Origin of the sequence: Paraburkholderia lebeckiae (assembly GCF_014201005.1) — a bacterium.
GTDB classification, from domain to species: Bacteria; Pseudomonadota; Gammaproteobacteria; order Burkholderiales; family Burkholderiaceae; genus Paraburkholderia; species Paraburkholderia tuberum.
Map to the genome: position 1 here is coordinate 427,903 of NZ_JACHDK010000003.1, position 13,978 is coordinate 441,880.

A 13,978-nucleotide genomic window follows, 5' to 3' on the forward strand; every position below is an offset into this window, starting at 1 on the left:
GGATAGAAAATCATTTGCCCAGACCTTACCATAGCGACCCTCGTGCGCCGAGATTGTGACGCGTTGATGACATACTTTAAGCTGCCGCGCGTCCGCTGTCCTCGCTTCGAAACATTTCTGGCTTCCGCTGTTCTGTATTAGGATGCTCAACTATGTCTGGCAAAGCCCGATACGCCGCCGTGCGGGGCGCGTCTTGAGAGCATCTGGGGCATAAGTGGGAGTTCGGTTTGAAGAAACGCGCCACCGTGATCTGTCGCAGAGGTAAGCGAATCCTTCTGGTCGCACGTAGTCAGTCAAAGTGGGCTTTGCCGGGCGGGATCCTCAAGCGTGGAGAACATCGCACGGACGCCGCACTTCGGGAACTCAAGGAAGAAACTCAGCTATCCGGCAAGTCGGCCAAGCATCTCTTCGACTTCCGTGGCAAGCAGAAGCACCATCACGTGTTTTCCTGCGAAATCCCGAATCGGGCCAAAGCTCGCCCGAGTAACGAAATATCCAGGTGTCGCTGGGTTCACATGGACGACATCCGTCGCCTCATGACCAGCGGGCCGACGACCGATATCGTGAAGCTCATGTATCAGCGGCGCAGGAAGTAGCCCAGACTTTCAACTGATACCCGACGTCCGATTGCACTGCCAGGAACTAAATAAGCGAGGCCGGCGCACCAGCCTCGCTCAAAATTTCGAAGGCCCGAAAAACTACGCCGCGAACTTGAGCGCCTGTGCGAAATCCGCAATCAGATCGTCGATATCCTCGATGCCCGCGGAGAGCCGCAGCATGCCGTCGGAAATGCCCATCGCCTTGCGCGTTTCCGGCCCGGCTTCGAAAAAGATCGTCGGCGCGACGGGAATGATCAGCGTGCGCGTGTCGCCGAGACCGGTCGCCTTGACCGGCAGCTTGAGCGCGTTGACGACTTCGACCATGCGATCCACGTTGAGTAATTCGAACGACAACAGCCACGACGCGCCCTTGAACAGCGTCTGTGCGATCTCGTATTGCGGATGGCTCTTCAGGCCGGGGTAGAACACGTTGCCGATCGCTTCGTGCCCTTCGAGAAACTGCGCGAGCGCGAGCGCATTGTCGCTACTTTGCTTCACGCGCAAGGCGAGCGTTTCCGCGCCCATCGCGATCGAGTGCGCCTGCTCGGACGACAATGCCGCCCCCATGTCTCGCAGGCCTTTCTTGCGGATCTGCAGCAGCCCCTGATCCTTCGCCGCCGAGCGCCGATAGTCGGCGGCGATGTTCGGATACGCGCTCCAGTCGAACAGGCCCGTATCCGTCACCGCGCCGCCGAGCGCGGCGCCATGACCCGCGATAGTCTTCGTCAGCGAGTTGATGACGAGGCTCGCGCCGACCGCCTTTGGCTTGAACAATGCAGGCGAGGTAATCGTGTTATCGACGAAGTACACGATGCCGCGCTCACGGCACACGTCACCGATACCTTGCAGGTCGGGAATCTGCGTGCCCGGATTCGCGATGGTTTCGACGAACACCATGCGCGTATTCGGCCGGATTGCGTTCTTCACGTCGTCGACGTTGCCGGCATCGACGGTCGTGACTTCGATGCCGAGCGCCCGCAACGTGCCGAACAGACTGTTGGTGTTGCCGAACACGTAGCGGCTCGACACGAGATGATCGCCCGCGCGCAGCAGCGTGAGGAACGTCGCGGTGATGCCGGCCATGCCGGTGCTGAAGCAGATGGTGCCGACGCCTTCTTCGAGGCTGGTGATCTTGCGCTCGAGCGCGGCGGTTGTGGGGGTGCCCTGCCGCGCGTAATTGAAGCCGCCTTTCTTCGTGCCCTGGAACACGCCGATCAGGTCCTCGACGCGCTCGAAACCATATTGCACGGACGTATGAACTGGCTGACGCAAGGCACCGTGCTCGGTGCCCGCAATTCTGTCGCCGTGAACGATGCCAGTGGTGAAACCTTGCTTGTCCATTCCTTCTCCGCTTTTATAGATCGATTGCTTCCAACCGATTATCGCCTGTAACCGCTCGCCGGCGAAGTCCTTGGCGTCCCGTCCGGCGGCGCGGGACACCACGAACGGGCAAAACCCGCTCCGCGATGTTGCGCTGCGGGGTTGACTAGCCTCGGTGGCACGAACAGGCTCTAAGTCTTCATCGACCAGCACGGGAGCGAACGTGGCCGACCCTGATCATTCTGGCAGCAAGCCGAGGACGGCGCACATCGTCGCCGCGCAGGCGAGCCCGTGCGACGAGCTCATCATCCGAACGCAGCCCATCACGACCGGCCGCCCGTGCCAGCGCAAGCGCCTCGCGCTGGCCGCGACGATCGGTGGTTCGAGCATGGCGTTCATCGATGGCTCCGTCGTCAACGTCGCGCTGCCGGCCATTCAGAGCGAACTCGGCGCGAGCGTCGCGGCGATGCAGTGGGTCGTCAACGCGTATCTGCTGTTTCTCGGCTCCCTCGTGCTGGTCGGCGGATCGATGGGCGACAAGCTCGGCCGGCGCACGGTGTTCATCGCGGGCGTCGCGCTTTTCACGCTGGCGTCGGCCGCTTGCGGGTTTGCGCCGAATGCATTTGCGCTGGTCGCCGCGCGCGCGGTTCAAGGCATTGGCGCGTCACTGCTCGTACCCAGCAGTCTCGCGATCATCGGCGCGGTGTTCGACGACGCAGCGCGCGGACGGGCAATCGGCACCTGGGCGGGCGTCGGCGCGATCACGTCGGCCGTGGGGCCGGTGGCGGGGGGCTGGCTCGTCGACGCGTGGTCGTGGCGCGCGATCTTCTTCCTGAACGTCCCGCTCGCGGCGCTGACGATCGCGCTCGCCATATCGGCGGTGCCCAACAGCCACGGGGCCGATGCGCCTGGACAGCTCGACTGGCCCGGCGCGCTGAGCGCGGCCACGGGCCTCGGCGCGCTGACGTTCGGCCTGACCGAAGCGTCGGCGCGTGGCTTCGCGCATCCGCTCGTATTCTGTGCGATTGGCGCCGGCGTGCTGATGCTCGCCGCATTCGTGACCATTGAGGCGCGTAGCCCCAACCCGATGGTGCCGCTCGATCTGTTCCGCTCGCGCGACTTCACCGGCGCCAACCTCGTCACACTGCTGCTTTACTTCGGCCTTGGCGGCATGTTCTTCTTCCTGCCGTTCACGCTGATCCGCGCGCATGGCTACACCGCGACCGAAGCGGGGGCGGCGCTGTTGCCGGTGCCTTTCATCATCGGTTTGCTGTCGCGCTTCACTGGCGGTCTGACTAGCCGCTTGGGTTCGCGCACGCTGCTGACCGTTGGCCCGGGCGTCGCCGGAGTCGGGTTCACGTTGCTGGCGCTGCCGTTGGTGCGCGGCAGCTATTGGACTGAATTCTTCCCTGCGCTCGTCGTGCTCGGGCTCGGCATGACGATCACCGTCGCGCCGCTTACCACGACCGTGATGGGCGCGGTGCCGAGCGACCGCACAGGCGTGGCGTCCGGCATCAATAACGCCGTTGCGCGCGTGGCGGGCCTGCTGGCGATTGCGGTGCTCGGGATCGTATTCGTGTGGTCGCACCACGCGGCGCTATCGGCGCGCCTCGACGAACTGCATGTACCGCAAGATACGCGCCAGATCGGGCAATTGCTGGCGCCGGTCGAGCAGGCGGGAGGGGCGGCGGGCGCCTCGCATACGCCGCGCGAGACATCCGTGGCGCGCGCGCAAGCCGATGCGATGACCGACGCGCTGCGGGCCGTCGCGCTCGTCTGCGCCGCGTGTGCGTTCGCCGGAGCGGGGCTTGCGATGGCCACCATCCAGCCGCTGAAACGGCCGGCGGTGGCGCGCCCGGAGTGAGATACGAAGCTCAGTGGTGAACAGGCCGCACCGGGCTCCCCGTCGGCCGGATCACCGCGGCCGCTCGCGCCTCGATTCTTGCCGCCGACGAAGTCGGTTGATGTGGCGCGCTGTCGTACCCGTTCATTTGTTCATCGATGACGAAATCCGCGACCCTCATCGCGTCCATCGCGTTGCCGTCCACGTCGTTCCACTCGCGAATCGCGCGATTGACCTTGGTTAGCGCGGTGACAGCAAGCAGTATGGCGTCGGTCTCGGTGATCTTGCCTTCGAGATCATCTACGAGGTAGTCCGCAACACGTAGAGCCGCGCCGATCAGATTGCTGTCGTCGCTCAAGTCCGTCAGTACCGCATGAACCACTGCGAGGCAAGCATCTTTGCGTGCAAGTGCGATGTCTGTCATGGGGTTCTCCAGAGTCCAGGTGCAAACACAATTTATTCCGGGTGCTCCCTGCATGTCGAATGCGCCCACCGCGAAGCCGCCACCGCGTTGCCTTTACCAGCGCTGATGGACGTGCGGCGCGATATGGTGCTGATAGACATCCCGGACCCGTTGCATTACCTCGTCGGACAGCGGCGCGAGGCTCGCGGCCGAGACGTTCGACGCCGCCTGGGCCGCGTTTTTACTGCCCGGGATGATGACGGAGACGGCATCCTCCATCAGGATCCAGCGCAGAGCCAGCTGCGCCATGGAGGCGTTCACGGGTACGAGGCCGCGCAGTTCGTCGACCGCTTGCAACGCGACGTCGTAGGGCACGCCGGAGAACGTTTCACCGACGTCGAACGCCTCGCCATGCCGATTGAATGCACGATGGTCGTCTGATGCAAAAGTCGAATCCGCGGACATCTTGCCCGTGAGCATGCCGCTGGCCAGAGGCACTCGCGCGATGACCGCAACGTCTTTCTTTTGCGCTTGCCTGAAGAACAGATCGGATGGACGCTGACGGAACATGTTGTAGATGATCTGCACCGAAACCACGTTCGGATATTCGATCGCCTTGAGCGCTTCTTCCACCTTTTCGACCGACACGCCGTAGTAGCGGATCTTGCCGGCGGCGACGAAGTCGTCCATTGCGTCGAACACCTCGGGACGGTAGTAAACCTCCGTCGGCGGGCAATGCAGCTGGACCAGGTCGAGCGTTTCGACGCCGAGATTCGAGCGACTCCGGTCGATGAAAGCTTCGAGCTCGCGCTTGTTCAGATAGCCGCTGGTCACATGCGGGTCGAGTCGGCGCCCGAGCTTGGTGGCGACAATCGGACGTTCGCCGCCTCGTTGCCGCAGCACGTCGCGGATGATCCGTTCGGAGCGACCATCGCCGTAGACATCGGCCGTGTCGATGAACGTGACACCGTTATCGAGCGCGGCATTTAGCGCGGCCTTGGCGTCATCTTCCGCAACACTGCCCCACGAGCCGCCGATCGCCCATGCCCCAAAACCGATTTCCGACACATTCCAGCCGGTACGACCAAATTTTCTCGTCGAAAGCGTCATTTGGATGCTCATCCTCTATTTTTTTAGCGAAGTTGCGTCGCAGGTGGTTCATGACCCTTGCGGGAGCGCCGGCGACCTTTGTACATAGTGTAGCAAGCGGGCAGGGCCGTTGAAGTAGGGTATGCGTCCGGGCGGAATGATGATCGCCCGCGCGATGCGATGAAGTATGATTTCCACGGCATCGAAGCGGCCGCTCCGACAACAGGACGTGGAACCCGGATGAAGGTGGCGTAATGACAACCAATGCAGGTTCCGACGGCATTGCGAACGACGGGCTCGGCGGCACTCGCACGAGTGCACGGATTCCGGCCATCGCGCCATCGCGAACCGCGCTCGTCGTCATGCACTACCAGACCGACATTCTCGGACTCTTTCCGTCGGTCGCGCCCGCGTTGCTCGCCAATACGCGCAGGTTATGCGACGCGGCCCGGACCAAAGGCGTCAGCGTCTATTTCGCCAACCTCAGATTCAGTCCGGGCTATCCGGAAGTCAGCCCGTTGAACAGGAATGGGCAGGGAATCAAAAGTCTTGGCCTCTTCCTCGCAGACCGTACCGCGCCAGAGTTGGGCCAGCAGGCCAACGAACCGCTCGTCATCGCGCATCGTGCGAGCGTGTTCTTCGGCACCGATCTGGAGGCGAAGCTTTCCGGGCAAGGTATCGATTCGCTGATCATGGTCGGCATCGCGTCGACCGGAGTCGTGCTCTCCTCGGTCGCGTACGCCAGCGACGCGGACTTCCGCCTGTATACGGTGAAGGATTGCTGTTACGACCCGGACCAGGTGGTCCACGAGCATCTGTTTTCTACCGCATTCGATTCACGCACAACGGTGCTGTCACTGGCGGATGCGCTACTGCTGCTCGCATAGACCGATATCGCCAACTCGATTACTTCTTTCCCCGGCGTTCCGTTGGTTTCGCGACGAATAAACCCCGCTATCGCACCAGCGCTTTCGGGCCGCCCGGCGTGACCGCGTAACCGTCGGTGCATGCCGTATTCGGCGATCACGATGAGTGACTCTCCACATCGGCATGTGATTTGCTGGCTGATACTGGAAGAGAAACCAACCGGACGACAAATCGTGACGTCGAAAACAACGGGCATCGCCACGCTCCAGATGTTCGAAAGCGTCGTCATCCGCTTATACGACGGCGGCGTCCTGTCGCCGGCCGTGCTCGAACGTGTGATCGGCGCCTTCGCGCAAGCGGATGTCGACTGGCATGACACGGTGGAGGGCCGCTCCGTCGACGGTCGTTCACTGCACGAAATCGTCGCGCTGACGATGCTGCCGGGACAACCTGTCCGATCGGCATCGGCATCGTTCATGACCGTGATCGAACACATCACGAGCGTCGCGTCGGATACGGACGAGAAAGCAGCGCAGCCAAAAACCGCGCGACGCAAAAAAACCGCGCCGCCCGTGGATGAAACGGACGCGGAGTCGCAGTCCGAATCGCAAGAACTGCTTGCGCAATTGTCGGGCGACGGACGATCCAGCAAGCGCCGCCGCGCGACCGAACAGGATCGGCCGGCGAGTTCGCGCGGCTATAACCCGTTCGTCAACGCGCGGCCGCCGCGTTCGAAGAAGCCGTGACGCTGGTTGCCTTCGTCGACAGGAACGGTCGTTGGCATCGTCGTTCTGGTCGGCGACGAGCGGGGTGAGTTGCACTGACATCGTGAGGACGTTTCGCCGACGGGGCGTTGGCCCAACCCGATTTTCCCGCTGCCGTACACTATCCGCTGGCCGCATCGCCCCCTGCCCGCCAGCTCCAACCCATGCCCACTCCACTCAGTCCCGCCAACTGGCTAATCGCCCGCCGCGATGCCGAAACCGGCATCGAGAGCCTGCGCGCGCATTTCGGCGGCCACGCCTACGATCCGCACGATCACGACGACATGTTGATCGGCTATACCGAGCAGGGCGTGCAACGCTTCCAGTGTCATCGGTCGTTGCACACGAGCGTGCCGGGTCGCGCGATCCTGATCGAGCCCGGCGCGCTGCACGACGGTCACGCGCCAGAGGCGGCCGGCTTCACCTACGCGATGCTGTATCTGCCGCAAGCCTGGGTCGAACGCGCGGCGCGGCGGCTCGATCTGCCGGGACTGGCCGGCGTCGAGGCGGCGTTCGGCCGTACACTGGTCGACGACCGTGCGCTCGTCGATGCGATCGGCCGGGCCTTCGCCGCGATCTACGGCAACGAGGGCCGGCTCGCGCGCGACCAGACGCTCGATCGTCTGCTGCTGCAACTCGGCGCCCAGCTGCGCGATGCGCCGCTGAGCGGCGACCTCGCTGCGTCACCTGCGATCACGCGGGTGCGCGATCTGTTGCACGAACACATGGACGGCAATCTCGGGCTCGACGAACTCGCCGAAGTTGCCGGCATCGACCGGTTCAGGTTGACGCGTCTGTTTCAGCGCGCGTTCGGCACCTCGCCGCACGCGTATCTGGTGCGCTTGCGCCTGCGCGCCGCGCGGCGCCTGCTCGCGACCGGCCGCACGCCCGCGCAGGTCGCCGCCGAAGTCGGCTTCGCGGATCAGAGCCATCTCGGCCGCTGGTTTCGTCGGGCGTACCGCATGACGCCGGCGGCGTACCGGCAGATGTGCACAAACGTTCCAGACTGATCGCGCGGCATCGTCGATCATGAGCGGCTCAACGAGGAGTCGTCATGTTCGATACCAAAGTGGCGCTGATCGTGCGCAGCGATCTCGCGGTCTGGCAGAAGCTCAATGTGATCGCGTTTCTCGCGACCGGTGTCGCGGCCGCGGCGCCCGATGCGCTGGGCGAACCCTACGAGGATGCCGCCGGGCACCGCTACGGCCGCATGCTCGGCCAGCCGATGATGGTGTTCGCCGCCGACCGGTTCGGTCTGCAGGGCGCGCATCGGCAGGCGCTGTCGCGCGAGCTCCGAATCGTGCCGTATGTGCACGCGATGTTTTCGACGGGGCATGACGCGGCGAATCGCGCAGTCTTTCGCGCCGAGGACGCGGCGAATCTCGACCTCGTCGGTCTCGCACTGCACGGACCGAAGAAAGCCGTCGATAAGGCCGTGAAAGGTTTGGCCTTGCACGAATGAGTCAACGAGTGCGCGAGCCGCCCGATTGTCGACGGTACTCGCGCCGAAGCTCTAAAAGAAAAACGTTTGCCGCGCCGGACGCGAATTGCGCTAAAACAAAAAAGGCTTATTCGGCGAATGCACGGGGCATATCCAAAGGGCATAGATCAGAAAGGCACAAGTAACGTACCCCCTCAATAGCGGATCGTGCCGCCATCGTGGCAATGCGATTGCAAGTCTTTGTCGAGAAACGAATTGTCTGCGATTGCACCGGCGCGCTCGCCAACTCGTTTCAAATGGTTCTTTGCAAAAACGGCTTTCTACAGCACGTACATGCTCGCAAGAAAACCTTGCGTATACTTTTCATCCTGAATTTGACCTCAGTCAGAATTGAATGTGTTGATGTTACACTGCAAGCCGCTGGAGCCATTCTGGCAAGGGGCTTTGGTGTTTCCAGCTCAACTGTGGTTTGAAACGCGTCCACGACTTGTCGCTGGTGTCGTGCATGCGGCAGCCATTCACTGGACTTCTCCAACACCCTGCTGCGTTCCCGGATTCCTCAGGTACTAATACCGTGTACTCTCAAACGCAAATCGACCCGGTGATCAGCTTCCGCAACTCGCAGCGCGAGCACGTGCGTGGGACGATCATTAACCTCCAGAGAAAGTCTTTGGTCATGGAGGTCTATAACCCCTATTCCATCGTGCAGGTCAGCGAGGTGTTAAGCGAGCTGAGCGTGCGCATGGGCACCAAGAATGCCTATCTCGGCAAGGCGGTGGTGGTGAGTCTGGTGAACACCGGTCTGACCGCGGTGGTTTCGCTGGCACTCATCGACGAATGGCGCGAGCTTAGCGTTCTGCCCAATGAAGCGAAGTCGGTCGGCCGGGAAGCAGAACTCTTTATTAGCGACTGGGACGCGCGCTTCAATATCCGGCGCGACTATCAGATCGTCGTGAACGAGATGCGCGCGTTCCTGTCGGAAGTGTCGCGCTGGGTCGAGCAGGTCGACCTGACCGAGAGCTTGCCGAAGACCGAAGAAGGCAGGCTGCGCGAGGACCTGTTCTACGAGCTCGCCACGCCGATCATGCTCAAGATCAAGTTCTTCCTCGACCGCCTGGAGGAAGAGGCCGAGCGCGTCGAAGCCGAGACCGCGCCCGTGCATCGCACGTATGCGCAAGCGGCACTGCATCCGTTGCTGCTGCGCGCGCCATTCGTCTACCGCACGTTCACCAAGCCGCTCGGCTATGCCGGCGACTACGAGATGGTCAACCAGATCCTCAGCGATCCGCAGCAAGGTCCGACCACATACTTCCAGATCGTCAACACCGCGTTCCTGCAAGCGGCGGTCGCGACCGCGCACCGCAACCGCATCACGCTGCTGATCGACTTTCTGACGCGTCAGGCCGAAGCGGCGCGCGCTGCCGGCAGGCCGTTCCGCATCCTCAACGTCGGTTGCGGGCCCGCTTTCGAGATCCAGCGCTTCGTGCGCGAATATCCGCATCCGGAGCTGCTGTCGTTCGAGCTGGTCGACTTCAGCGAGGAAACGCTGGCGTTTACGAAGGACGCGATCGAAAGCTCGGCGAATGCCGCGGGCCATAAAGCCTCGGTGCAAATGGTGCATCAGTCGGTGCACGATCTGCTCAAGCGTAAAATTTCAACGGACCCCTCCGCGCGCGAATTCGACGCGGTGTACTGCGCGGGTCTGTTCGACTATCTGTCGGACAAGGTCTGCGCGCGCCTCTTGAGTTACTTCGCCGCTCGCACGCGAGTTGGTGGCCAGTTGCTGGTCACCAACGTCCATTCGGCGAATCCGGAGAAGTACGGGATGGAGCATCTGCTCGAGTGGTATCTGATCTATCGGAACGAGAGCGGCATGAGCTCGCTGCTTCCCGCCAACTCCACTGACCAGAAGCTCTACGTCGACGTGACCGGGGTGAATGTGTTCGCGGAAGCCACGATCCTCTGAAACCGTGTCGACATCCCTGTCCATGACAACCAGTCCCTTGCAAAGCGGCTATCAAACCGAGCTGGCCGACTTTCGCGTCACGTTCAGCCGGGGCGGCGCGTGCACGGCGATTGCGCTCGTGCTGCTCGGCGTGGGGCTGGATTACGCGCAGTATCCGCAGTATCAGACGTCGTTCGCGCTCGCGCGCCTGCTCGTGTCGTTGATGATCGGCGGTGTCATCGCCTTGCTCGACACCAGCATGGGGCGGCGGCTTACTCCATGGCTGACGCTGTCCTGGCTGCTGCTGCCGCAGGCGATGATTTCATGGATGATCTGGCGCACCGATGGTGTTCTGTCGCCCTACTACATGGGCCTGAATCTGGCCATCTTCGCGTCCGGCATTGCGTTGCCGTTCGGTCTTTGGCAAAACCTCGTGTTCGGCGTGCTGTCCTGCTTTCTGTATCTGCTGGCCTGCCTGTTGCCTCCGCATGACGGCGTGCCGCTCGGCACGATGACCGTCAATGTTCTGCTCCTTCTGTTCGCCGCTGCGGCAAGTGCCGTCTACACGTTTTTCAACGAACGCGTGCGCTTCATGCTGTTTCGCCTGAAGGCCGAAGTGTCCGAGAAAAACGCGGAGGTCTCCGCGAAGAACGCCGAACTCGAAGTGATCAATCGGCAGTTGCTCGACATCAAGGGCCAACTGCTGCAGCAGGAAAAAATGGCGGCGATCGGTACGCTCGCGGCCGGCCTGCTGCATGAAGTGAACAACCCGGTGAACTTTTGTCTGATGGCAATCGAGGTTGCGCTGGAAGAGCCGATCTCGAAGAAGGAGCCGACGCTGCAGGAATGTCTGGTCGATGCGCGGCAGGGCATGCAGCGGATCCAGCACATCGTGTCGGACCTGAAGACGTTCGCGTATCGCAAGCCCGGCGCCGAGGCGGAGCTGGGCACGCCGTTCCTGTTCGAAAAGGCGCTCGATTCGGCGATCCGGCTCGTCGGGCATGAATTGCGCGGCGTCACCGTCACGCGCGAACTGCCCGCGGATACGCTGGTGCAGGGCGACGAGGCGGCCATCATCGGCGTGCTGATCAACCTGCTGTCGAATGCGGTGCTGGCGATGCGCAAGGCGGCCACGCCCGCGCCGGCGATTCACGTCGACGTCAGATGGACCGAAGACCGCCTGCATGTGACGGTAAAAGACAACGGGCCGGGCATCGCGCCGGAGCATCTCGCGCGCGTGTTCGAGCCATTTTTTACCACCCGCGAAGTGGGACAAGGCCTGGGCCTCGGGCTGTCGATCAGCTATGCGGTGATCGAGCGTCATGGCGGCCTGCTGTTTGCTGAGAGCGAGCAGGGAAGTTGGGCGTCGTTCAGTTTCGATCTGTCGCCCGCACCCTGAGAAACACCATGAATGACATCCGACAGACACAGCCCACTCTTCTCTACGTCGATGACGAAGAGTTGGCCTGCAAATATTTCGCGCGCACCGTAGGTGCCGATTACGAGGTCCTGCTCGCGACGAGCAGCGATGAGGCGATCGCTATCCTCGAGCAGGACAACGCCCGCATCGCGGTGCTGGTCACGGACTTCCGCATGCCGGGGCGTGACGGTGGCGAACTGCTGCGCCAGGTGGCGCTGGAATATCCGCACATCGTGCGGATTCTGGTCACTGCTTATGCAGACGTCGAGATGTTATTGCGGACGGTCAACACCGGCGAGGTGTTCCGCATCCTCGAAAAGCCGCTGAAGCCGGCGGCAGTGCGCGATACGCTACAACTTGCGTTCGATCGTTACCACGAACGCGCGATGCAGAATCAGCGCCTGATCGCCATCGACGAAACCCTGGCGTTCATCGCGCACGAACTGAACACGCCGCTCGCGGCGATCGCGTTGAACGCGCACAGCATCGAAGACCGCATCGACGCGGAGCGCGATGCGGAAGGCGAAATTCTCGGCGCCGCGAAATCGATGCGCGAGAGCGCGCAGTACTGCATGGCGGTGGTGTCGTCCTTCTGGCGCTCGGTCCACAACGGGCGGCGCCGGCAACTGGAGGGCGACGAGGCGCGCATCGAGAGTACCGCGCATGGGCTGATCTCGGCGTTGCTCGATACGTATCCGTTTACGACCGCGCAGCGCTCGTGGGTGCAGGTCGACGTCGACAGCGACTTTGCCGTGCTCACGCAACCGAATTGCGTGGCGCTCGTGCTGTCGTCGCTGTTGTCCAACGCGTTGCGCGCGCTCGCGGATGTGTCGTCGCCGTCGGTACGCTTTACCGTGACAACGGAACCCCACCCGAGCATCGGCATCTGCGACAACGGGCCGGGAATTCCGCCCGAGATCAAAGACCGCCTGTTGACGGACCCAATTACAACGCACGCGAAATCCGGGGGGAACGGCTTGGGCCTGATTCTATGCAACCGTGTCATGCAGTCCTGTGGCGGCGGACTCAGGATCGAGTCCACGTCGTGGGGAGGCACCACCGTAGTGCTGGATTTCCCCCATATCAAAGGTCAAACGCACAGGAGTTGTTGATGAACGAAGCAAAAGCCACAGAGGAGTTGGCGCCGGCGATCATCTTCGTCGATGACGAAGCTACCGCGGTAAAGTACTTCCAGCGCGCCATCGGAAGCCTGGCGCCGGTCCTGACCGGCGGCTCGGTGGAAGAGGGCAAGGCGCTGCTCGACGAGCACGGCGACAGGGTGGGGGTGCTGGTCTCCGACCAGCGTATGCCGGGCGAGTTCGGCAACGAGCTGCTGCGCTATGCGAGCGAGCGCTTTCCGCATGTCGTGCGGATTCTGACCACCGCGTATTCGGAAATCGATCAGACCGTCGCGGCCGTCAACCTCGGTCACATCCATCGCTACATCAAGAAGCCTTGGGACATCACGGCGCTGCGCATGGAGCTGAAGCAGGCGCTCGAGCTTGCCGAGCTGCGCAAGGAGCGCGACACGCTGGTGCGCGAGAAGCTGGGCGTGCTGCAAAAGCAGGTGGTCGCCACTCGCATCGGTCTGTTGCGTTCGCTCTCGGCCACGCTGATCGGGCCCGAGCGCTTTCAGCCGGTCGAGACGTATCTCGCCGCAGCGGTACTCGCCGACGTGCCGAACTCCGAGCCGGACTGGCTGCTGCAGGACTACTCCGATCTGATCGCGGCCGAGAGTGCCCGCAGCGGCGCGTTCGGTCATACGGTGGCCGCGCACCTCGCCACGCTGCGTAACCGTCACGGCAGCGCGAGCGCGACTGCGAGCGACGCACTGACGACGCTGGCCGGGGTATTTTCCGAGGCAGGCATCAATGTGCGCCGCGAAGGCGATGGTCTCATGTGCGACCAGCCGGCCACCCTCGCGGAGTTTCTCGCGGAGCCGGGCAACAACGCGGTGTCGAGCGGGCACGCGGTATGGCTGGCGAGCCTTCTGTGGCTCGACGGCAATGACGTTGCACTGCAGCCGGCTAGTGAAGGCGATGCGATCGCGTTCCGGCCGGCGCAGCGCGGTAGCGAGTTCGCCGCCGATCGCCTCGCCACGTGGATCGAGCAGTTCTGATGAGCTTGCTTCGAGGGCGCGGCGTCTGACGCGTCCTTCCTGCTACCGGCTTCGCGCTGCAGCCCCCCGCGGCTAGCAGCGCGACGCTGACTACGGCTCGCGCGAGCCGTTCGAATGTTTTTCCCCGTTCTCGGACAATCAGCACGCCCTCTTCATCTCGACAAGCGT

13 protein-coding genes are annotated in these 13,978 nt (G+C 62.8%); 10 read left to right on the forward strand and 3 right to left on the reverse strand.

Annotation, left to right across the window (positions count from 1 at the left end; genetic code table 11):
• Positions 1-227: 227 nt before the first annotated feature.
• Complete coding sequence (locus HDG39_RS08530) at positions 228-596, forward strand: NUDIX hydrolase (protein ID WP_035471738.1); 369 nt, start codon at positions 228-230, stop codon at positions 594-596.
• 102 nt (positions 597-698) lie between these two features.
• On the opposite strand, the gene HDG39_RS08535 is transcribed toward HDG39_RS08530, so the two are convergent.
• Positions 699-1,940, reverse strand: coding sequence for a cystathionine gamma-synthase family protein (locus HDG39_RS08535; protein WP_184005006.1), 1,242 nt, complete (start codon positions 1,938-1,940; stop codon positions 699-701).
• Between the two features lie 202 nt (positions 1,941-2,142).
• Here HDG39_RS08535 and HDG39_RS08540 point away from each other — a divergent pair, with 202 nt between their 5' ends.
• On the forward strand, positions 2,143-3,783 hold the full coding sequence (locus HDG39_RS08540) for an MFS transporter (protein WP_184005008.1): 1,641 nt from the start codon (positions 2,143-2,145) through the stop codon (positions 3,781-3,783).
• A 10-nt stretch (positions 3,784-3,793) separates the two neighbouring features.
• On the opposite strand, the gene HDG39_RS08545 is transcribed toward HDG39_RS08540, so the two are convergent.
• On the reverse strand, positions 3,794-4,186 hold the full coding sequence (locus tag HDG39_RS08545; RefSeq protein ID WP_184005010.1) for a hypothetical protein: 393 nt from the start codon (positions 4,184-4,186) through the stop codon (positions 3,794-3,796).
• 93 nt (positions 4,187-4,279) lie between these two features.
• On the reverse strand, positions 4,280-5,275 hold the full coding sequence (locus HDG39_RS08550) for an aldo/keto reductase (protein ID WP_184005012.1): 996 nt from the start codon (positions 5,273-5,275) through the stop codon (positions 4,280-4,282).
• Positions 5,276-5,508: 233 nt separating this feature from the next.
• On the opposite strand from HDG39_RS08550, the gene HDG39_RS08555 reads away from it, so the two are divergent.
• The 8 genes from HDG39_RS08555 (at position 5,509) to HDG39_RS08590 (ending at position 13,810) form a co-directional block, all read left to right on the forward strand.
• Positions 5,509-6,141 carry a cysteine hydrolase family protein gene (locus HDG39_RS08555; RefSeq protein ID WP_184005014.1) on the forward strand — a complete coding sequence of 211 codons (633 nt, stop codon included), beginning with the start codon at positions 5,509-5,511 and terminating at the stop codon, positions 6,139-6,141.
• Between the two features lie 249 nt (positions 6,142-6,390).
• The gene (locus HDG39_RS08560) at positions 6,391-6,867 is read left to right on the forward strand and encodes a hypothetical protein (protein ID WP_184005240.1); all 477 of its coding nucleotides are present in this window, start codon (positions 6,391-6,393) and stop codon (positions 6,865-6,867) included.
• A 182-nt stretch (positions 6,868-7,049) separates the two neighbouring features.
• On the forward strand, positions 7,050-7,895 hold the full coding sequence (locus HDG39_RS08565; RefSeq protein WP_184005016.1) for an AraC family transcriptional regulator: 846 nt from the start codon (positions 7,050-7,052) through the stop codon (positions 7,893-7,895).
• 44 nt (positions 7,896-7,939) lie between these two features.
• The gene (locus tag HDG39_RS08570; protein WP_018423816.1) at positions 7,940-8,347 is read left to right on the forward strand and encodes a DUF2000 domain-containing protein; all 408 of its coding nucleotides are present in this window, start codon (positions 7,940-7,942) and stop codon (positions 8,345-8,347) included.
• A gap of 553 nt (positions 8,348-8,900) precedes the next feature.
• Positions 8,901-10,292, forward strand: a complete 1,392-nt coding sequence (locus HDG39_RS08575; protein ID WP_018423815.1) for a class I SAM-dependent methyltransferase — start codon at positions 8,901-8,903, stop codon at positions 10,290-10,292.
• 22 nt (positions 10,293-10,314) lie between these two features.
• Positions 10,315-11,670, forward strand: coding sequence for a sensor histidine kinase (locus tag HDG39_RS08580; RefSeq protein WP_184005018.1), 1,356 nt, complete (start codon positions 10,315-10,317; stop codon positions 11,668-11,670).
• Between the two features lie 8 nt (positions 11,671-11,678).
• Complete coding sequence (locus HDG39_RS08585) at positions 11,679-12,803, forward strand: hybrid sensor histidine kinase/response regulator (protein ID WP_184005241.1); 1,125 nt, start codon at positions 11,679-11,681, stop codon at positions 12,801-12,803.
• The gene (locus HDG39_RS08590) at positions 12,803-13,810 is read left to right on the forward strand and encodes a response regulator (protein ID WP_184005019.1); all 1,008 of its coding nucleotides are present in this window, start codon (positions 12,803-12,805) and stop codon (positions 13,808-13,810) included. The genes HDG39_RS08585 and HDG39_RS08590 overlap by 1 nt, the downstream gene beginning before the upstream one ends.
• The last annotated feature ends 168 nt before the right edge of the window (positions 13,811-13,978 follow it).